This is a genomic window from Lysinibacillus sp. NPDC047702 (assembly GCF_050272555.1).
GTDB lineage: Bacteria > Bacillota > Bacilli > Bacillales_A > Planococcaceae > Lysinibacillus.
In genome coordinates this window covers 16,788-36,139 of the sequence record NZ_JBNNMG010000056.1, presented here as the reverse complement: position 1 = coordinate 36,139, position 19,352 = coordinate 16,788, and the positions used below count along the sequence as shown (strand labels likewise).

The following is a 19,352-nucleotide window of genomic DNA, read 5'->3' as shown; positions in this document are numbered from 1 at the left end:
TTTGGAGGGCGTCGATAAAAAGAGCAGACCAACCAAAGGGCGGTAGTAAAAAAACGCTCGATTTTTTGTGTCCATTTTATTGACATAAGACCAAAATCGCTCGGTTAGCACTTATACTAACCTCAGAACTGCTCAGGTAAGGAAAGAAGTCGCTCAAGTAGCACCGAGATTTGCTCAGGCAAGGAAAGAAGTCGCTCGGGAGGCACCAAAACTTGCTCAGGTAAGGAGAGAAATCGCTCAGGTAGCACCAAAAACTGTTCAGGTTGATATCGCATTTCGCCCCCACTCAAACAGCATAAATTATCCCCCAATCTTCGGCAAAATCAAAAATTTCATCATCATAAAAATTCTCTCGAAATCACTCTTGCACAAAATTCTACTGAAATCTATCAATAATCTTTCATTCTTCCAAAAAATATCCCTCACAATTTATTTTTGAGATATAGAAATATTGCTTCACTTGTTTGCATAAAAAAACAAAGAATGAATGAGTATTCATAAGGTCTTGCAATATAAAACCCTATAAAACACAGTCATATAAATGTTGTGAAATGCATAATAATTAATCGAAAATGCATTTATTTTCTATTTTGTGTTTGAAACTGTATTTCTTTTTCATTATAATTAATATAAGAATTTACAAAGTTTGGGACAAAGGGGAGAGGACATATGACAACAAAACCATGGCTAGCAAATTATCCTGAAGAAGTACCATCGTCTTTAACGTTTGAGGAAATTCCGGTGCAAGAGTTTTTGACACGTGCCTATAAAAAGAATCCATCGAAAGTGGCGATTCATTTTATGGGAAAGGATTTGACGTACACAGAGTTATATGAATCGGCGCTTAGATTTGCAAACTATTTACAGGTCCTAGGTGTAGAAAAGGGCGATCGTGTGGCAATAATGCTACCAAATTCTCCGCCAAGTGTAATTGCTTACTACGGTGCAATGTTTGCTGGGGCTGTTGTCATACAAACAAATCCACTTTATACTGAACGTGAGCTACAATATCAAATGGCTGATTCAGGTGCAAAGGTTATATTAGTGATGGATATTTTATATCCACGTGTCATGAAGATCATGAAGGAAACAGCACTTGAAAATGTGATTGTTACAGCTATAAAAGATTACTTACCATTTCCGAAAAATATAGTTTATCCTTTTATTCAAAAAAAGCAATACGGTTTTAGTGTGAAAGTGGAACATAGCGGTCAAAATCATCTATTTACTGAAATTATGCGCTCTTCGCCAATCAAGGTACTGGATATTCCTTTTGATTTCGAGGAGGACATTGCCTTGCTCCAATATACTGGAGGTACAACTGGCTATCCTAAAGGTGTAATGCTGACTCATAAAAACTTAATTGCCAATACAACAATGTGTGATGCATGGATGTATAAATGTGTGCATGGGGAAGAAACCATAATGGGCATTTTACCGTTCTTTCATGTTTATGGTATGACCACAGTTATGCTATTATCTGTTTTTACACAAAATAAAATGGTGTTATTACCAAAGTTTGATGCGGAAACGGCACTGAAAACCATTGATAAGCAAAAACCGACACTATTTCCAGGGGCACCAACATTATATATTGGTCTATTAAATCATCCAGAGATTACAAAATATGATTTGTCATCCATTAAAGCTTGCTTAAGTGGCTCGGCATCACTTCCAGTTGAGGTGCAAGAGAAATTTGAAGCAGTCACTGGCGGAAAGCTTGTAGAGGGTTATGGATTAACAGAAACTTCCCCTGTAACACATTCAACACCTATTTGGGGTAAACGCAAAATTGGTTCAATTGGTTTACCATGGCCTAACACGGATGCGGTTATTTTACGTACCGGTGATACGGATATACTTCCGGTTGGTGAGGTTGGAGAGATTGCTGTAAAAGGTCCACAGGTGATGAAGGGCTATTGGAATCGTCCAGAGGATACGGCAGCAACGTTCGCAGATGGCTGGTTTTTAACTGGGGATTTGGGGTATATGGATGAAGAAGGCTTTTTCTATGTAGTGGATCGTAAAAAGGATTTAATTATTGCAGGCGGTTTTAATATATACCCTCGTGAGGTAGAAGAAGTTTTATATGAGCGAGAGGAAATTCAAGAATGTGTAGTTGCAGGTATTCCAGATCCTTACCGCGGAGAAACAGTAAAAGCTTATATTGTATTAAAAGAAGGATATTCGATAACAGAAGACGAATTAAATAAATATTGCCGCCAACATCTAGCAGCATTCAAAGTTCCACGCTATTATGAATTTAGAGAGGAGCTTCCGAAAACAGCTGTTGGGAAAATTTTACGTCGTTCATTAGTGGATGAAGAAAAAACAAAATTAGCGAATAAAGAAGCAAAATAAATACGTCATAAAGTATTGACAAGCAAAGTTGTAAAATATAATATGAAAATATGAATGAATGACCATTCATATTTTCGTATTTTTTTAAATTAACATGTCATATCCTTACTATTTACCAAATAAGGATTACATCATGTCAAAAATCGTTAATGAAACATGTATGTAGACGTCTGTAAGTTTTTTTAGGTGGTGATATATAAGTGAAACGTGATAAGCCGAAATATAAGCAAATTATTGATGCAGCTGTCATCGTTATAGCAGAGAATGGGTATCACCAAGCGCAAGTATCGAAAATCGCTAAACAGGCTGGGGTGGCTGATGGAACAATCTATTTATATTTTAAAAATAAAGAAGATATCTTAATTTCTGTCTTTAATGAAAAAATGGCTGTTTTTGTTGAGTCATTACAAGATATAATAGAAAATGGAAGTACGTCCAAGGACAAACTTTCACGCATGATAGAAAATCATTTTAATGTTCTAGCGACAGATCGATACCTAGCAACCGTCACACAATTAGAACTACGACAATCGAATAAGGATTTACGATTAAAAATTAATTCGGTGTTAAGAGAGTACTTACAATTACTTGATCAAATTTTAATCGAAGGTATGCTTTCAGGTGAGTTCAATCAAACGATGGATGTACGCTTGGCACGTCAGATGGTATTTGGAACAATTGATGAAACCATTACGTCGTGGGTCATGAATGACTATCGATATGATTTGATAGAACAGGTTCCAAAGGTTCAGACATTAATTCTGAACGGCATTAAAGCTTAAAAGGATGTGGAGAAATGGAATTTCTAAGTTGGAAAGTTGAAGATGGAGTAGCAATTATTACAATTGCACGACCACCAGCAAACGCATTATCTCGCGGAATCATTACCGAAGTCAATGCAGTACTAGATGCTGTAGAAAACGATGACGCAGTACGTGTCCTTGTACTTCACGGTGAAGGCCGTTTCTTCTCAGCAGGTGCAGACATAAAGGAATTTACAGAAGTTGAATCTGGCGAAGAATTTACAAAGCTTGCGAGCAATGGACAACAAGTATTTGAACGTGTTGAATCATTCTCCAAACCTGTTATTGCTGCAATCCATGGCGCTGCACTTGGCGGTGGTCTGGAGCTTGCGATGAGCTGTCATTTGCGCTTTGTAACAGAATCTGCAAAATTAGGACTGCCTGAATTACAATTAGGCTTAATTCCTGGTTTTGGTGGCACACAACGATTACCACGCTATGTTGGTGTTGCAAAAGCTGCAGAAATGCTGTTTACCAGTGAGCCAATTTCAGGTACAGAAGCAGTACAATGGGGTTTAGCGAATCGAGCATATACAGATGAAGTATTGCTTGAGGAAACGTTAAAGACTGCTAAGAAAATTGCGAAGAAGAGTCCAGTCGCTTTAAAGGCAGCTATTCAAACTTTGCAATTTGCGAAGCATGCTTCATTCTACGAAGGTATTGAAGCAGAGGCAAAATCGTTTGGTACTGTATTTATAACAGAAGATGCTAAAGAAGGAATTCAAGCATTTATTGAAAAACGTGAACCTGTGTTTACTGGTAAATAATTTTCCATTAGTGTCGATAGCACTTGTCAAGTTTATTATCGACGTTATCCAAACTGAAAATATATAATATTTATAAGTTTACTTAGAATTAAAAAACGTTCCAGGAGGTATGGATATATGAACATTTTTGCATTAATTAAACGTACGTTTGATACGGAAGAAAAAATCGTTGTATCTGGTGGTAAAATTCAAGAAGATGGTGCTGAATTCATCATCAACCCTTACGATGAGTATGCCATAGAAGAGGCAATCCAAGTTCGCGATGCTGCTGGTGGTAAAGTAACAGTAGTAACAATTGGCGGCGAAGATGCAGAAAAGCAACTACGTACAGCTCTTGCAATGGGAGCGGACGAAGCGGTTCTTATTAACACTGAAGATGATTTAGATGAATTAGATCAAAATGCAGCTGCTTTTATCTTAGCTGAGTATTTAAAAGATAAAGATGCTGACTTGATTTTAACAGGAAATGTAGCGATAGATGGCGGCTCTGGACAAGTAGGTCCACGTGTTGCAGATTTACTTGGCATTAACTATGTAACAACAATTACAAAACTTGAAATCGATGGAACATCTGCGAAAATTGTACGTGATATAGAAGGTGATTCAGAGGTTATCGAGTCCTCTTTACCACTATTAGTAACAGCTCAGCAAGGTTTAAATGAGCCCCGTTACCCATCTTTACCAGGTATCATGAAAGCGAAGAAGAAACCGCTTGCAGAACTTGAATTAGATGATTTAGATATCGATGAAGATGATGTAGAAGTGAAGATTGAAACTGTAGACATCTTCTTACCAGCTCAAAAGGCAGCAGGACGTGTTCTTGAAGGCGATCTTCCTGCACAAGTAAAAGAACTGGTAAATCTACTTCACACAGAAGCAAAAGTAGTTTAAAAAATTTGATGATGTCAATCGAATCTTAAAGGGTAACGGAGGGAATATACTATGTCAAAAAAAGTATTAGTATTAGGTGAAGTTCGTGAAGGAAGCTTACGTAATGTTTCTTTCGAAGCAATTGCAGCTGCAAAACAAATCGCTGATGGTGGCGAGGTTGTTGGCGTACTTTTAGGGGACGCTGTAGCAGATTTAACAGGTTCATTATTTGAATATGGGGCTGACCGAGTTGTAACAGTAGAGCATCCACATTTAAAACAATATACATCTGATGGATATGGTCAAGCGTTATTAGCTGTCATCGAGCAAGAAAATCCGGCTGGAATTGTATTTGGTCATACGGCTAATGGCAAAGATTTATCACCAAAGATTGCAAGTAAGTTACAGGCAGGTCTAGTATCTGATGTCACTTCAATTGATGGTGCTGGCGATGATATCGTATTTATCCGTCCAATTTACTCTGGTAAAGCTTTCGAAAAAATAAAAGTAAAAGACGGCGTTATTTTAGCTTCTATTCGTCCAAATAATATTGCACCTTTAGAAAAAGTAGAAGGCAAATCAGGAGACGTATCTTCCATTACGGTAGATATTACAAACCTTCGCACAATCATTAAAGAGGTTGTCCGTAAATCTTCTGAAGGTGTCGATCTTTCAGAAGCAAAAGTAGTTGTAGCAGGTGGACGTGGCGTTAAATCAGAAGAAGGCTTTGAACCATTAAAACAGCTAGCAGATTTACTTGGTGGTGCTGTTGGTGCCTCACGTGGTGCATGTGATGCTGAATACTGTGATTATTCACTTCAAATTGGTCAAACAGGCAAGGTTGTAACACCTGATCTTTACATTGCAGCAGGTATTTCTGGCGCAATCCAGCACTTAGCAGGTATGTCAAACTCTAAAGTAATCGTTGCGATTAATAAAGATCCAGAGGCTAATATTTTCAAAGTGGCAGATTACGGTATTGTAGGAGATTTATTCGAAGTAGTGCCTCTTCTAATTGAAGAATTTAAGGCATTAAAAGTAAATGCATAGTAAATGATACAGGGGGAATTCATTCTCCCTGTTTTTTTGTATAATGCTTTATTTTAAGAATTATCGCAAAATAAAATATTGACATAATGATTAATAGCCCTTATAGTGGTGGATAATCATTAAATTTTTCAATAAAAATGTTATGAAACGCAAAGATTAGGAGTAGTAGAAGCTCATTATTTGGTAGAGAGAGCTGCGGGGTGGTGCAACGCAGTCCATTAAGACTTTGAACTTGCCTAGGAGTGGTAAAATAAATGGAATTGACAGATTATTCTATTTGTTTGACGATTAACCTTCGTTACAAGGTTTTAAAGTAGGGTTCGTATCGAATCAATTAGAGTGGTACCGCGGTTTGCTTATGGCATATCGTCTCTTCTTTCATTTAACGGTGAAAGGATAGACGATATGTTTTTTTGATTTTAGGAGGAAAGAACATGGAAAAAGACAACCAGACATTAAAACGCACAATGTCCTCACGACATATTACGATGATGGCTTTAGGTGGTGCCATTGGTGCAGGATTATTTAAAGGAAGTAGTGCTGCCATTGATATGGCAGGGCCATCAGTGCTTATCGCCTATTTATTAGGTGGTATTATTCTTTTATTTGTTATGCAAGGTTTAGCGGAAATGGCAGTTCGAAATAGCGAAGCTAGAACGTTTAGAGATTTAGTTCAATCGATATTAGGAAAGTACCCCGCTTATTTCTTAGATTGGATCTATTGGAAAATGTGGGTTTTAAATATTGCGGCGGAATCTGTAGTTGCAGCTATTTTTATCCAATATTGGTTACCAAATTACCCAATTTGGATTCTGGCATTGTCAGTCTCGGTGTTAGTGACAGCGATTAATTTATTATCAGTGAAAGTTTTTGCTGAAACAGAATATTGGTTAGCGTTAGTTAAAATTTGTGTAATCGTCGTGTTCATTATCGCAGGTTTAATTTTATTACTTGCTTCGTTTGGTCAGCATACAGCTGTTGGTTTTTCAAATTTAACGGAGTATGGCGGCTTCTTCCCTAACGGATCAACGGGATTAATTGCTGCAATGCTTGTGGTTATTTATTCTTATGGTGGCACTGAAATTATTGGTATTACATTGGCGGAAACAAAAAATCCTGAAAAGGTAGTTCCAAAAGCTGTACGCAGTACATTAGTCCGTATTGTGACGTTCTATTTACTGCCTTTCTTTATTATCGTAAGCTTAATTCCTTGGAATGAAGTAAATGGTGTGCCAGAAAGTCCGTTTGTGATGGTTTTTAAAATGATTGGGATTCCTGGTGCAGACCATATTATGAACGCCGTTGTTATACTGGCAATTATCTCCTCCATGAATTCAGGGCTTTATGGCTCATCTCGCGTGTTATATACTCAGGCTGTGGATGGCCGTGTTCCAAAAATCTTTGCTCATTTATCGAAAAGAAAAGTTCCAGTATATGCGATTTTAATGTGCACATTAGCTTTATATGTTGGTGTAATTATTTCCCTATATGCTGGAAGTAAGACTTTTGAGTTTCTAATGGGTTCTCTAGGATACACGGTGTTATTTATTTGGTTGATCATTGCGATTGCGCATCTGAAATCACGTAAAAAACAATCAGAAAAAACAAGTGCCTATGTAGTTAAATGGTTCCCTTACACGACATGGATTGCTATTATTGCGTTAAGTGCCATCCTGATTGGTATTATTTTTACAACTTCAATAATCGTAACAGGTATTACATTAGCTATATATATCTTTATTACGTTAACATACGTTTATAAGGGTCGTTATCATACAAATTAGGTTAAATATTAAAGTGATTTCATGATGTTTCGACTCTTTTCATCTTGTTTTTCATAAATTATGCATTGCAGGCAGATTGTTCGCTCAAGGGAAATTATCCATGCTATACTACAAACATAGTAAGTTTAAGGAGGATTTCAAATGGCAATTGTACATGCAACAGATGCAACTTTCCAAGATGATATTAAAGAGGGGTTAGTGCTAGTAGACTTTTGGGCTGCTTGGTGCGGACCATGTAAAATGATTGGACCTGTACTTGAAGAAATGGATGCTGCAGGCAGTGCAGCTAAAATTGTAAAAGTAGATGTAGATAACAACCAAGGTACGGCAGCGCAATACCAAATCATGTCTATTCCATCTTTATTATTATTTAAAGATGGTGAATTGGTAGACAAAACTGTTGGCTTCCAACCTAAAGAAGCGTTAGAAGCATTTATCACAAAACATGCTTAATTTGTAAGAATCGAAAAGCTGAGCCATCATTTGATGTGCTTGGCTTTTTTTCGTTATATAATAAGCTAGTAGGAAACCTTATTCCGAAAATAGATAAAGGGGTACATTTTAAATTTTATCTTTTTATCTGCTCTATTTTTACGGGATAAAAATGGACGGGCACTATGTTTAACTAAGAGGGGGCAGGTTGCAATGAATGATTTAGTAAAACGAAAGCTGGATATTTTGCCCGATCAGCCTGGCTGCTATTTGATGAAGGATCGGCAAGGAACTATTATTTACGTAGGAAAAGCAAAAGTACTAAAAAATCGAGTACGCTCGTATTTTACTGGTACACATGAGGGGAAAACACAGAGGCTTGTAAGTGAAATAGAAGATTTTGATTATATTGTGACCTCCTCTAATATTGAGGCATTGATTTTAGAGCTTAATCTCATAAAACTTCATGATCCTAAGTACAATGTCATGTTGACAGACGATAAAACGTATCCGTATTTAAAAATTACGAATGAAAAACATCCTCGTCTTATCACGACACGAAAAGTGAAAAAGGATAAGGCAAAGTATTTTGGACCCTATCCCAATGCATATGCAGCAAGCGAAACAAAAAAGCTGCTGGATCGCTTATATCCGCTTCGAAAATGTGTACAACTACCTTCCAAGGTTTGCCTGTATTATCACATGGGTCAATGTATGGCACCTTGTGTGAAGGAGATTGATGCTCAAATTTATCAGAATATGATTGAGGATATGACCAAATTTTTAAATGGTGGTGTGGAGGCAGTCAAAAAGGAACTAGAGGTAAAAATGCTAGCCGCTGCTGAAAATTTAGAGTTTGAACGTGCAAAAGAATTCCGTGATCAGATTGCACATATTGATACAGTTATGCAAAAGCAAAAAATTGTCACGAGTGATACGACGAATCGTGATGTATTTGGTTATGCAGTAGAAAAAGGTTGGATGTGTGTCCAAGTATTCTTTGTTCGTCAAGGTAAGCTGATTGAGCGTGATGTCTCCATTTTCCCGATTTATCAGGAAGCAGAGGAGGAGTTTTTAACATTTGTTGGCCGATTCTACGAAAAGCTAGAGCATATTAAGCCAAAGGAAATTTTTATCCCTCAAGCGATTGATGCTGCTATTTTAACAGAATTATTAGGTGTAAAGGTATTAACGCCCAAGCGCGGGCAAAAAAAAGAGCTTGTTGACCTAGCTACAAAAAATGCTGAAATTGCAGTAGCAGCTAAGTTCCAGCTCATTGAACGTCAGGAAGAACGAACAATTGGTGCATGTGAGGCACTTGGTGAAGCGATGGGGATTTCTACACCTCTACGAATTGAGGCGTTTGATAACAGTCATATGCATGGAACAGATGCTGTATCTGCAATGGTGGTGTTTATCGATGGTAAGCCTGCAAAGAAAGAATATCGAAAGTATAAAACTCGTACAGCTGCTAAGCACGATGACTATGGGGCGATGCAGGAAGTAATACGTCGTCGTTACATACGTGTACTAAAGGAAGGATTACCCTTACCAGATTTAGTTTTAATAGATGGTGGGAAGGGACAAATGGAAGTTGCACGAGAAGTATTAGAGGATGAGCTTGGGCTGGTCATTCCAATCGCCGGCTTAGCGAAGGATGAAAAGCATAATACATCACAGCTTTTATTTGGAGATCCGCCTGAAGTCATTGCGTTAAAGCGCACAAGTGATGGATTCTATCTATTGCAACGAATTCAGGACGAAGTACACCGCTTTGCCATTACATTCCTACGTCAGCAGCATGAAAAGCATGCCATTCAATCTGTTCTCGATCAAATTGAGGGCATCGGTCCAAAGCGAAAACAGCAATTACTAAAGCACTTTGGTTCTGTCAAAAAAATACGAGAGGCAAGTGAGCTAGCATTACAAGAGGCTGGGATGCCTGCTAACCTTGCTAATCATATATATACCTATTTTCAGCAACAGACATTGTTAAAGGAATAGACATATGCTAATGTTTAATAAAATACATTCACTATTTTAAGTGATGATAGAGGTGCAAGATTCAAAAGTAGTACATTAGAGGATGAACAAATCCTATGAAGATGTATGAAAGGGGAGCTTGCCGAAGTGGAGCATCGTTGTTTCCGATGCTGTGCTGGTTTTGCATTTAAGAAATGTAAGACTGTCGATTCTAAACGTTTCGGAGAGCTATCACACATGCGCAAGTTATTTTTATTGTACATGTATAGGCAGCTTTCACGTTATGTGAAAGCTGCTTTTTTGGTTTTCTAGCAGATACTCCGATTAGAAATGGCGTTAAATTAGGGATAGATGAAAAGGAGAAGAATCAGGATGGCAAGAATTGTAATGAAATTTGGCGGTGCTGCATTAGCTTCAACGGCACATATTTATGAGGTTGCGAAAAAGGCGATTAATGAAAAAGAAAAAGGTCATGATGTGGTAATTGTCACTGCAGCAATGGGGAATTCAGCGAAAGAATTAACGAAAATGGCACGAGATTTATCCGATGATGCGTCTAAGCATGAATTAGATGTGCTGCGATCAACGAGCTCACAGTTAGCCAGCGCCTTAGTGGCCATAGCCTTACAGGAAAAAGGCTATGAGGCAGTGTCATTAACAGGCTGGCAGGCAGGTGTTCAGACAGATGCAATGCATGTTAATGCACGCATTGAGTATATAGACGATAGTCGATTAGAAGAGCATTTGGCACAGAGGCAAATAGTCGTAGTTGCTGGGGAGCAGGGGATTGATCATTTACAAAATATTACGACTCTTGGTAAAGGTGGAGCAGAAACGGCAGCTGTGGCCATCGCGGCAACACTGGATGCGGAGCGTGTTGATATTTACACGAACGTGGATGGTGTTTATACTGCTGATCCAAATTATGTAAACGGTGCACAAAAGTTAAAGAAAATTTCCTATGATGAGATGTTAGAGTTATCAAACTTAGGCGCACATATCTTACATCCACGAGCTGTAGAATTAGCAAAGAAGTTTCAAATACCAGTTATTATTCGATCATATGAAATAGATACAGTAGGTACTTTATTGAAGGAGGAAGTTGAAATGGAAAAAAATTTAATTGTACGAGGTGTTGTCTATGAATCAGATGTTATTCGTTTAACGGTAGGCTATGATGCTTATTCGGATGCTTCGTTGGCAGATATATTTACGATACTTGCAGATCATCGCATTAATGTGGATATCATCGTGCAAGCGATAATCGACGGTCTAAAACCGACTGTATCTTTCACGATTTTGAAAGAAGAGTTTGCAGAAGCTTTGCATGTTCTAGAAGAAAGTAAACTGTCGCTCGGGTTTAGCTTTGCTGATTTTGAAGTTGGCTTGGCAAAGGTATCTATTATTGGATCAGGAATGGCGTCTAATCCAGGCGTTGCTGCCAGAATGTTTGATCGTTTACGACATGAAGGCATCCCTGTTAAGATGGTCAGTACATCTGAAATTAAAGTGTCGGTTGTAGTGCCTCAAGACGACATGATTCATGCAGCTAATGCTTTACATGATGAATTTAATTTAGAGCAAGCACTTTATATGTAAGAATGAAAGGATGTGCCAATAGCCACATCCTTTCATAGTGTTGAAAAACTAAATGGTCAAGGGACTCTTTGTGAACACTACTAAGTCAAATGAAGGTGATTTCCGTTCCAGGCTACTCGCTTTCCAGTGGGCGAGCGACGAGCCGCTTCCTGCGCTGACGCTCCGTGCAGGGTCTCGTCTGTCTCGCTATCCCACGGGAGTCGAGTAGCCTTGCACTCCAATCTGCAATAGTGTAAAACTTTAAATATTTTCTTCCCTCAAAAGAAAAGTAAAGTAAAAGCATGTTACTCACCATTATTAAGTGGATAGAATATTGGTACAAATTCTACAGCTGTTAACCTACATTATGCGAAAAACTACTTTGTAACTTTACATAAAGTACTCCTCTGTTTTCGCATAGAAAATTGTTATCAAAGCTCCATTTTTGCACTATATAATGATGGCTAAGACTTCAAATTTATCACTATATATTTGTGTGAATGGCCAGAAGAAAATACTATGAGCAAAGGTTGATTGGAGTGTAGACTGAGTGACTCCTCGGGGATTCAGCGTCACAGATGAGACCCTGGAGCGAGCTACGCGAGTGAAGCGGCTCATCGGACGCCCCCAGGAAAGCACTCAGTCGGAACGGAGATCAACCCCTCGTTTTGAAAAAGGGCTATACTTTTTAATTTGTCACCTTGATTTCATTGACATAATAGTATTTCAACAACATGAAAGGATGTGCCAATAGCCACATCCTTTTTAAAGGCGTTTACATCAATTTAATGTTTTATCGAAATTGATTGTTATATAATAGAGAATGATTACATGTTTTACCAAGGAAGAGGTGAGTATTTGAATGGCATTATTTGGGCTATTTCAAAAGCCAATTGATGAAGGTGTAAAACAGTGCAATGATTCTGAAATACAATTACTGAAAAAACGAATTTTAGAATTGGAACTTGCACAGGAAAGTATTGATGTGAAAAATGCAATATTAGATTTTGTACTAGCACATATGGAATTAATTAATTTTCAAACGGCTTTAAAGGTGCAGGGAGTGTCAACAAGTGTAGGGGATATTTCAGCAATGAGTGAAGAAATGTCGTCAAACACAGAAGAAATATTAGCGGTAGAACAAAATGTCAATGCAAACATTCAAGAAATCAAACTGCATTCTATCCAATTAGTGAAAGAGATGGAGTCATCAATTACAAAAGGTGAAATCGTTCAGGGGTTATTAATCCAGGGAGCTCATTCAACTGAGCAGCTGAAAGATGAAATGAATAAAATGAATAACATAGGTAAAAGTGTAACAGCGATTGCTGATCAAACACAGCTGCTTGCGTTAAATGCCTCGATTGAAGCTGCACGTGCTGGTGAACATGGAAAGGGTTTTAATATTGTAGCAATGGAGGTAGGGAAGTTAGCCAATAGCTCCAAAGGTTCCTTAAAAGAAATGACAACAATCCGATCAGTTATCGATGAGAAATTACATTATACAATAACCAATATTGAACAGGTTGAACACTATTTCACCGATTTCTTAAGCAATATGAAAGACAATATTTCGAATCTTTCTATTACAAGTAAAAGTATTGAAGAGGTAGCGCATGGAGTTCACCAAATAACAGTTGCATCTGAGGAAAATGTAGTTGCGATTGATCGTTTGGCCGTCACAACAACAGAATTATCACATACTAGTGATTTCTCTGAGACGATTCAAAATCAAGTCACTGAAATGCTAAAAGCTATTGTACCAACCATTCGCAAACCTTCAGAGCAAACAATCATTAGTCAGTTAGCAGCAAGATTAATGGATCATGCAAGCTTTTTACGAAATACGATTCAAAAGGCAGGACAAAAAGATATTTTAAAAACACATCACCAATGTGCCTTTGGACAATGGTACTATGGACATTTTGAGCAGTATCATTATTTATCAGAGTATCGTCATATAGAGCAACCGCATGAATTCGTACATACTGCTGCCCAAAAATTAGTCAATGAACTGTCAATTAGTAATTTAGAGGAAATGATTCAACACTCACTTAATATATTGGAAGCCTTTATTTCATTAATAGATATACTGTTAAAAGAAAGACATGCGCAACTATAAAAAGGATTGTCATCCCATAAATAAAGAGAGGGATGCAATCCTTTTTTTACTCTGTAGGTATAGTGTTCATAATTCTTTCTTTAACATCCCACTTCACAGTGAACATAACATGCTCCTGTTTAACTCGTTTTTCGTCGTAGCACTCTGTTAAATAGCCTTTAGCTTGCTGAATTTGCTCAGCTATAAACCCAGCTTCCAGTCTAAAGCAACGATGTCCAACTAATAGCAGCTCTGGGTCATTTGTCAACTGGAATATACGCCCATCTTTTGTTTCCTTGATTAATTCAAGGGTGCCCCAACAGGCATCTGCGAAAAATGCGATAAGTTCTTCTTGACTTTTACAAGGAAACTTCCGAGCAAGCTCTTTACCAGCCCAGTAAAGTACATCTTCTTCATGTTTACCAAGAATAGAAGACAAAATATGATCACGGATAATCTCATAGCCAAATGATGAGATTGTAGGATATGGAGGGTTTAACATTGAAATCCTTCTTTCTTAGAATTTTCTTATAATTTAACGCTGATTAAGTAAAAATAGTTTTTTCGAGAAAAAACGATGCATCATGTACTAGATTAGTTCTTTAATGAGGACTATGAAAAACTCCAAGTTACCTTGACGCTCGTAGCTCTTGAGAGTACAATAAACATGTCATAATATTGTACCATGATGAAATACACAGTCAATGAAGTATCATTTACAAAATGATGACTTCTTTTGTTGTGCTATTTTAAGTACTAAGGGGGGTAACAGTCTTGTCGAAAGATCGAGAGTTTTTATGGCGTCGCTTACATTCTCTACTTGGGATCATTCCAGTAGGTCTGTTCTTAACGATGCACCTGTTCATTAACTTTACAGCAACAGGCGGAGCAGAAAGTTACAACGATGCTACCGCAATAATGGAAAAGATTCCATTCCTTATCCTAGTTGAATGGATTGTCATCTATATTCCATTAATGTTCCACGCATTCTATGGTGTTTACATCGCATTCACTGCTTCACCTAATACAGGACGTTTCAGCACATACCGTAACTGGATGTTCTCATTACAACGTTTTACAGGTGTATTCTTAGTGATTTTTATTGCATGGCATATTTTCCAAACTCGTATTCAAAAAGCGCTTGGTACACACGTTGATTACGACATGATGGCGAATATTGTTGCTAATCCAATCATGCTTGGATTCTACATCGTTGGTATTTTATCAGCAACTTTCCACTTATCAAACGGTCTATGGGCATTCCTAGTAAGCTGGGGTATTGTACAATCTCCTCAGTCTCAAAAGATTGCTACTTATGTAACAAACATTCTTTTCGTAATTCTAAGTGTAGTTGGTGTGGCTGCTATTTTAGCTTTCGTTTAATTTAATAGAAGCTACTATAGAGCACATGCAATCATTGCAATTTTTTAAGAGGAGTGAGAAATAATCATGGCGAAAAGCAAAATAATTGTTGTCGGCGGTGGTCTTGCCGGTCTGATGGCAACGATTAAAGCAGCTGAAGTTGGCACTGAAGTTGATTTATTCTCATTAGTTCCTGTAAAACGCTCACACTCTGTATGTGCGCAAGGCGGAATTAATGGTGCGGTAAACACAAAAGGTGAAGGGGATTCTCCTTGGATTCACTTTGATGATACAGTATATGGTGGGGACTTCTTAGCAAACCAACCACCAGTTAAGGGTATGTGTGATGCGGCTCCTGGAATTATTCACTTAATGGACCGTATGGGTGTTATGTTCAACCGTACACCTGAAGGGCTTCTTGATTTCCGTCGTTTTGGCGGTACTTTAATGCACCGTACAGCATTCTCAGGTGCGACAACTGGTCAACAATTACTATATGCACTAGATGAGCAAGTTCGTTCTCACGAGGTGGCTGGTTTAGTTAATAAGTATGAGCACTGGGAATTCCTTGGTGTAATTATTGACGAAGATGGCGTTTGTCGTGGTATTGTTGCACAAGATATGCGTACTGAAGAAATTAAATCATTCCGTGCAGACGCTGTTATAATGGCGACTGGTGGTCCTGGTATTATCTTCGGTAAAACAACAAACTCTGTCATTAATACAGGTTCTGCTGCTTCTATCGTTTACCAGCAAGGTGCTTCTTATGCGAATGGTGAATTCATCCAAATTCACCCTACAGCGATTCCTGGAGATGACAAAAACCGTTTAATGTCAGAATCGGCTCGTGGTGAAGGTGGACGTATTTGGACTTATAAAGACGGTAAGCCTTGGTACTTCTTAGAAGAAAAATACCCAGCTTATGGTAACTTAGTACCACGTGATATTGCAACACGTGAAATTTTCGACGTTTGTGTAAACCAAAAACTTGGTATCAATGGCGAAAACATGGTATACCTAGATCTTTCTCATAAAGATCCACATGAATTGGACGTTAAACTTGGTGGTATCATCGAGATTTACGAAAAATTCGTAGGTGATGACCCACGTAAATTACCTATGAAAATTTTCCCAGCAGTTCACTACTCAATGGGTGGATTATGGGTTGACTACAACCAAATGACTGAAATACCTGGTCTATTTGCAGCAGGTGAATGTGATTATTCTCAACATGGTGCAAACCGTCTTGGTGCGAACTCATTATTATCTGCTATTTATGGCGGTATGGTTGCAGGACCAAACGCAGTAGACTACGTAAAACATCTTAAAAAGCACGCAGAAGACTTACCACAACAAATTTACGATGCTCGTGTTAAAGAAGAACAAGATAAGTGGGATGCTATCATGAAACTGGATGGCACGGAAAACGCTTACTTGCTTCATAAAGAGCTTGGTGAGATGATGACTGCTACGATGACAGTAGTACGTTATAATGACCAACTTGAAGAGACATTGAAAAAATTAGATGAGCTTACTGAGCGTTGGAATAACATCAACATCAATGATACACAAAAATGGAGCAACCAAGGTGGACACTTTACACGTCAGCTTAAAAATATGTTAATTCTTGCGAAAGTAATGACACAAGGTGCATTATTACGTAATGAATCTCGCGGTGCTCACTATAAACCAGATTTCCCGAACCGTGATGATGAAAACTTCTTAAAAACAACAATCGCGAAGTTTGATTCAACTACTGGTAATCCAATCATCACGTATCAAGAAGTCGACGTTTCTTTAATTCCACCACGTAAACGCGACTACTCTGCGAAAGGAGACTAAAAGTTATGCAAATCGCAGCAAATACTGGAAGAATGGTCAAAGTGGAAATTTTACGTCAAGATACTAAAGGCGGCAATAGCTACTGGCAAAAATTCCAAGTACCTTACCGTCATGGTATGAACGTAATTTCAATTTTAATGGAAATTCAAAAAAATCCTGTTACTGAAAATGGTGAAAATACTTCACCAGTAGCATGGGATATGAACTGTTTAGAGGAAGTTTGTGGTGCATGTTCAATGGTTATTAATGGTCGCCCACGTCAATCTTGTTCAACACTTGTTGATCAATTGACTGAGCCTATTAAACTAGAGCCTATGAAAACATTCCCTGTTATTCGTGACTTACAAGTTGACCGTGAACGTATGTTCAACGCACTGAAAAAAGTTAAAGCATGGGTGCCTATCGATGGTACTTATGATTTAGGCGAAGGTCCGCGTATGCCAGAAGGTAAACGTCAATGGGCTTATGAATTATCTAAATGTATGACTTGTGGTGTATGTATGGAAGCTTGTCCAAACGTGTCTGAAAAAGCTTCATTCATCGGACCAGCACCATTATCACAAGTACGTTTATTCAACACTCACCCAACTGGTGCAATGATTAAAGACCAACGTTTAAACGCAATTATGGGTGATGGTGGCCTTGCAAACTGTGGTAACTCTCAAAACTGTGTTGCTGCTTGTCCAAAAGGTATTCCTTTAACAACATCTATTGCATCATTAAACCGTGCAACTACAGTGCAAATGTTCCGTAACTTCTTCGGTTCTGACCACTTCGTTGACTAATTGTACAAGCTTTACTCCCGAGTCCCCTGACACTTTGCGTGCAGGGGGCTTTTTTTATTTTAATTTGTTAGTTAAGGGAATTTGTGAATAAAACAAGCAAATAACTGAAATTTCTATGATAATATAATAATCTCCTTTATAATGAATATATATTCATTTATTGATTCGCTAACTTCTTTAACGGGGTGAGGCGAATAATTTTAGGAGGATGGCTATGATGAAAGCAAATTATATTGAAAATTTTCAGGAATGGGCAAAGGATTTTTCATTTTATATCGAGGTACGTGTACGGTTTTCTGAAACAGATATGTATGGTCATATGAATAATACAGTCAGCTTTACATATTTTGAACAAGCACGAATTGATTATTTCCGTCACTTAGGGGTACTAATGCCAGCTGCAATTGATGAGAATATTGAGGGAATTCCAATAGTAGCGGATCTACAATGTGACTATATAAGACAGGTTTTCTTTGATGATGTATTAAAAATTTATACAAAGGTTGCGAAGGTAGGAAATTCATCATTGGATATTCATTATTTAGGGAAAAATCAAAGAGGCGAGGTTTGTTTCACGGGTCGAGGTACAGTTGTGCAAATGGACCCACGCACTGGGAAAAGTGTACATTTGTCTGAAGAAGCAAGGAATCATCTGGCAAGCCTCTCCATATTCTAATATAAATCGTTGTTTTATAAGCAATTTTTTTGCGGTGAACAATCTTTATTGTTCATTAAGAGTCGATTCCGATACATTTCATATATTGATGTCAGTAATTTTCAAATTTTTAAGGAAACACGTGATATTCATGAAAATAGCCGTCACCGCTCCTCACTCCTTAACATAAGTTACAATACGTGCGGGGGAGGAGGGTGTAACTGAAAATGAATGGCTCTCATCATCGTTCTTTATTAACAAATCGAGAACGTGAAATATTTGCGCTTTTATTAGCTGAAAAAACAACGAGGGATATAGCAGAGCAACTTGGTATTAGTGAAAAAACAGTGCGAAATCACATTTCCAATACAATTCAAAAGCTAGGTGTAACGAATCGATCTCAGGCGTTAATTGAGCTGTTACGCTTAGAAGAATTTAAATTAGACTAATGGACACTTGCTATTTCATGAAAAAAACGACAAAATAGAACTATTCAACGTATTTTTAGGAGTGAAATAGTTATATGTCGGATGAAGTAACAAAACACTCACCTGAAACCGTTGCAACGGTTGAAAAGGAATTACGCTATATAGCGGCCATTGTGAAACAAAAGGGAAGAGAGATTGTTTCGCAATATGCGATTACGCCGCCACAATTTGTTGCATTACAGTGGTTAGAAGAACTTGGTGATATGACAATTGGCGACTTGTCAAATCGATTATACTTAGCTTTTAGTACAACAACAGATTTAGTGGACCGAATGGAGAAAAATGAATTAGTGAAACGAGTGCGTGACGAAAATGATCGTCGTGTCGTTGTTGTTCATCTTCTCGAGAAAGGCGAACGGATTATTCAAGAGGTTATTGAAAAAAGACAACAGTATTTGCAGGAAAAACTTGTAGGTTTTAATGAGCAAGAAGTCGCACAATTATCAGGCTATCTACAGAGACTACATGTACACATGAAACAGGATTGAGGC

At 37.9% G+C, this 19,352-nt stretch carries 18 protein-coding genes, 1 riboswitch and 1 other annotated feature; of the genes, 16 read left to right on the top strand and 2 right to left on the bottom strand.

Translation table 11 applies throughout. The features are described 5' to 3' along the window. Nucleotides 1-669: 669 nt before the first annotated feature. The 9 genes from ACQKIM_RS21145 to ACQKIM_RS21105 all read left to right on the top strand — a co-directional run bounded on the left by ACQKIM_RS21145 (nt 670) and on the right by ACQKIM_RS21105 (nt 11,649). On the top strand, nt 670-2,361 hold the full coding sequence (locus tag ACQKIM_RS21145) for an AMP-binding protein (RefSeq protein ID WP_427547812.1): 1,692 nt from the start codon (nt 670-672) through the stop codon (nt 2,359-2,361). 200 nt (nt 2,362-2,561) lie between these two features. Beyond that, nucleotides 2,562-3,143, top strand: a complete 582-nt coding sequence (locus ACQKIM_RS21140; protein ID WP_427547810.1) for a TetR/AcrR family transcriptional regulator — start codon at nt 2,562-2,564, stop codon at nt 3,141-3,143. Between the two features lie 14 nt (nt 3,144-3,157). Beyond that, nucleotides 3,158-3,931: an enoyl-CoA hydratase gene (locus ACQKIM_RS21135; protein ID WP_427547808.1), complete on the top strand. Its 774-nt coding sequence runs from the start codon at nt 3,158-3,160 to the stop codon at nt 3,929-3,931. A 117-nt stretch (nt 3,932-4,048) separates the two neighbouring features. After that, nucleotides 4,049-4,822 (top strand): electron transfer flavoprotein subunit beta/FixA family protein, encoded by a 774-nt coding sequence (locus ACQKIM_RS21130; protein ID WP_427547806.1) that lies wholly within the window; start codon nt 4,049-4,051, stop codon nt 4,820-4,822. Nucleotides 4,823-4,873: 51 nt separating this feature from the next. Further along, nucleotides 4,874-5,851, top strand: coding sequence for an electron transfer flavoprotein subunit alpha/FixB family protein (locus tag ACQKIM_RS21125; RefSeq protein ID WP_427547804.1), 978 nt, complete (start codon nt 4,874-4,876; stop codon nt 5,849-5,851). Between the two features lie 143 nt (nt 5,852-5,994). Further along, nucleotides 5,995-6,228 (top strand) — a binding site (T-box leader). A gap of 57 nt (nt 6,229-6,285) precedes the next feature. Continuing rightward, a complete protein-coding gene (locus ACQKIM_RS21120; RefSeq protein ID WP_427547802.1) occupies nt 6,286-7,635 on the top strand; it encodes an amino acid permease in 1,350 nt (449 codons plus the stop codon). Between the two features lie 141 nt (nt 7,636-7,776). Beyond that, nucleotides 7,777-8,088: a thioredoxin gene (trxA, locus tag ACQKIM_RS21115; protein WP_053592451.1), complete on the top strand. Its 312-nt coding sequence runs from the start codon at nt 7,777-7,779 to the stop codon at nt 8,086-8,088. A gap of 192 nt (nt 8,089-8,280) precedes the next feature. Then, the gene (gene uvrC / locus ACQKIM_RS21110; RefSeq protein ID WP_427547800.1) at nt 8,281-10,071 is read left to right on the top strand and encodes an excinuclease ABC subunit UvrC; all 1,791 of its coding nucleotides are present in this window, start codon (nt 8,281-8,283) and stop codon (nt 10,069-10,071) included. A gap of 39 nt (nt 10,072-10,110) precedes the next feature. Then, nucleotides 10,111-10,289, top strand: a riboswitch (Lysine riboswitch). Between the two features lie 133 nt (nt 10,290-10,422). After that, a complete protein-coding gene (locus ACQKIM_RS21105) occupies nt 10,423-11,649 on the top strand; it encodes an aspartate kinase (protein WP_427547798.1) in 1,227 nt (408 codons plus the stop codon). 429 nt (nt 11,650-12,078) lie between these two features. Here the strand turns inward: ACQKIM_RS21105 and ACQKIM_RS21100 are convergent, their stop codons facing one another. Next, the gene (locus ACQKIM_RS21100; protein ID WP_427547135.1) at nt 12,079-12,246 is read right to left on the bottom strand and encodes a hypothetical protein; all 168 of its coding nucleotides are present in this window, start codon (nt 12,244-12,246) and stop codon (nt 12,079-12,081) included. Between the two features lie 244 nt (nt 12,247-12,490). Between ACQKIM_RS21100 and ACQKIM_RS21095 the strand changes: the two genes are divergently transcribed. Beyond that, nucleotides 12,491-13,750, top strand: a complete 1,260-nt coding sequence (locus tag ACQKIM_RS21095; protein ID WP_427547796.1) for a methyl-accepting chemotaxis protein — start codon at nt 12,491-12,493, stop codon at nt 13,748-13,750. A 46-nt stretch (nt 13,751-13,796) separates the two neighbouring features. On the opposite strand, the gene ACQKIM_RS21090 is transcribed toward ACQKIM_RS21095, so the two are convergent. Beyond that, entirely contained in the window at nt 13,797-14,231 is a 435-nt protein-coding gene (locus tag ACQKIM_RS21090) for a YslB family protein (protein WP_427547795.1), read from the bottom strand. A 272-nt stretch (nt 14,232-14,503) separates the two neighbouring features. Here ACQKIM_RS21090 and ACQKIM_RS21085 point away from each other — a divergent pair, with 272 nt between their 5' ends. The 6 genes from ACQKIM_RS21085 (at nt 14,504) to ACQKIM_RS21060 (ending at nt 19,349) form a co-directional block, all read left to right on the top strand. Further along, nucleotides 14,504-15,112: a succinate dehydrogenase cytochrome b558 subunit gene (locus ACQKIM_RS21085; RefSeq protein WP_427547793.1), complete on the top strand. Its 609-nt coding sequence runs from the start codon at nt 14,504-14,506 to the stop codon at nt 15,110-15,112. Between the two features lie 66 nt (nt 15,113-15,178). After that, nucleotides 15,179-16,933, top strand: a complete 1,755-nt coding sequence (sdhA, locus tag ACQKIM_RS21080; RefSeq protein ID WP_427547791.1) for a succinate dehydrogenase flavoprotein subunit — start codon at nt 15,179-15,181, stop codon at nt 16,931-16,933. Nucleotides 16,934-16,938: 5 nt separating this feature from the next. Further along, the gene (gene sdhB / locus ACQKIM_RS21075; RefSeq protein ID WP_283869083.1) at nt 16,939-17,718 is read left to right on the top strand and encodes a succinate dehydrogenase iron-sulfur subunit; all 780 of its coding nucleotides are present in this window, start codon (nt 16,939-16,941) and stop codon (nt 17,716-17,718) included. Nucleotides 17,719-17,935: 217 nt separating this feature from the next. Beyond that, nucleotides 17,936-18,394: an acyl-CoA thioesterase gene (locus tag ACQKIM_RS21070; RefSeq protein ID WP_427547818.1), complete on the top strand. Its 459-nt coding sequence runs from the start codon at nt 17,936-17,938 to the stop codon at nt 18,392-18,394. A gap of 206 nt (nt 18,395-18,600) precedes the next feature. Beyond that, nucleotides 18,601-18,822, top strand: coding sequence for a helix-turn-helix domain-containing protein (locus ACQKIM_RS21065; RefSeq protein ID WP_004226437.1), 222 nt, complete (start codon nt 18,601-18,603; stop codon nt 18,820-18,822). A gap of 74 nt (nt 18,823-18,896) precedes the next feature. Further along, entirely contained in the window at nt 18,897-19,349 is a 453-nt protein-coding gene (locus ACQKIM_RS21060; RefSeq protein ID WP_283869081.1) for a MarR family winged helix-turn-helix transcriptional regulator, read from the top strand. Nucleotides 19,350-19,352 lie beyond the last annotated feature (3 nt).

Excerpts from the sequence above, each read along its gene's own strand:
- ACQKIM_RS21145 (WP_427547812.1), top strand. The coding sequence starts at position 670 with ATGACAACAAAACCATGGCTAGCAAATTATCCTGAAGAAGTACCATCG.
- ACQKIM_RS21135 (WP_427547808.1), top strand. The coding sequence starts at position 3,158 with ATGGAATTTCTAAGTTGGAAAGTTGAAGATGGAGTAGCAATTATTACA.
- ACQKIM_RS21130 (WP_427547806.1), top strand. The coding sequence starts at position 4,049 with ATGAACATTTTTGCATTAATTAAACGTACGTTTGATACGGAAGAAAAA.
- ACQKIM_RS21125 (WP_427547804.1), top strand. The coding sequence starts at position 4,874 with ATGTCAAAAAAAGTATTAGTATTAGGTGAAGTTCGTGAAGGAAGCTTA.
- ACQKIM_RS21120 (WP_427547802.1), top strand. The coding sequence starts at position 6,286 with ATGGAAAAAGACAACCAGACATTAAAACGCACAATGTCCTCACGACAT.
- trxA (WP_053592451.1), top strand. The coding sequence starts at position 7,777 with ATGGCAATTGTACATGCAACAGATGCAACTTTCCAAGATGATATTAAA.
- uvrC (WP_427547800.1), top strand. The coding sequence starts at position 8,281 with ATGAATGATTTAGTAAAACGAAAGCTGGATATTTTGCCCGATCAGCCT.
- ACQKIM_RS21105 (WP_427547798.1), top strand. The coding sequence starts at position 10,423 with ATGGCAAGAATTGTAATGAAATTTGGCGGTGCTGCATTAGCTTCAACG.
- ACQKIM_RS21100 (WP_427547135.1), bottom strand. The coding sequence starts at position 12,246 with ATGAGCCGCTTCACTCGCGTAGCTCGCTCCAGGGTCTCATCTGTGACG.
- ACQKIM_RS21095 (WP_427547796.1), top strand. The coding sequence starts at position 12,491 with ATGGCATTATTTGGGCTATTTCAAAAGCCAATTGATGAAGGTGTAAAA.
- ACQKIM_RS21090 (WP_427547795.1), bottom strand. The coding sequence starts at position 14,231 with ATGTTAAACCCTCCATATCCTACAATCTCATCATTTGGCTATGAGATT.
- sdhA (WP_427547791.1), top strand. The coding sequence starts at position 15,179 with ATGGCGAAAAGCAAAATAATTGTTGTCGGCGGTGGTCTTGCCGGTCTG.
- sdhB (WP_283869083.1), top strand. The coding sequence starts at position 16,939 with ATGCAAATCGCAGCAAATACTGGAAGAATGGTCAAAGTGGAAATTTTA.
- ACQKIM_RS21070 (WP_427547818.1), top strand. The coding sequence starts at position 17,936 with ATGAAAGCAAATTATATTGAAAATTTTCAGGAATGGGCAAAGGATTTT.
- ACQKIM_RS21065 (WP_004226437.1), top strand. The coding sequence starts at position 18,601 with ATGAATGGCTCTCATCATCGTTCTTTATTAACAAATCGAGAACGTGAA.
- ACQKIM_RS21060 (WP_283869081.1), top strand. The coding sequence starts at position 18,897 with ATGTCGGATGAAGTAACAAAACACTCACCTGAAACCGTTGCAACGGTT.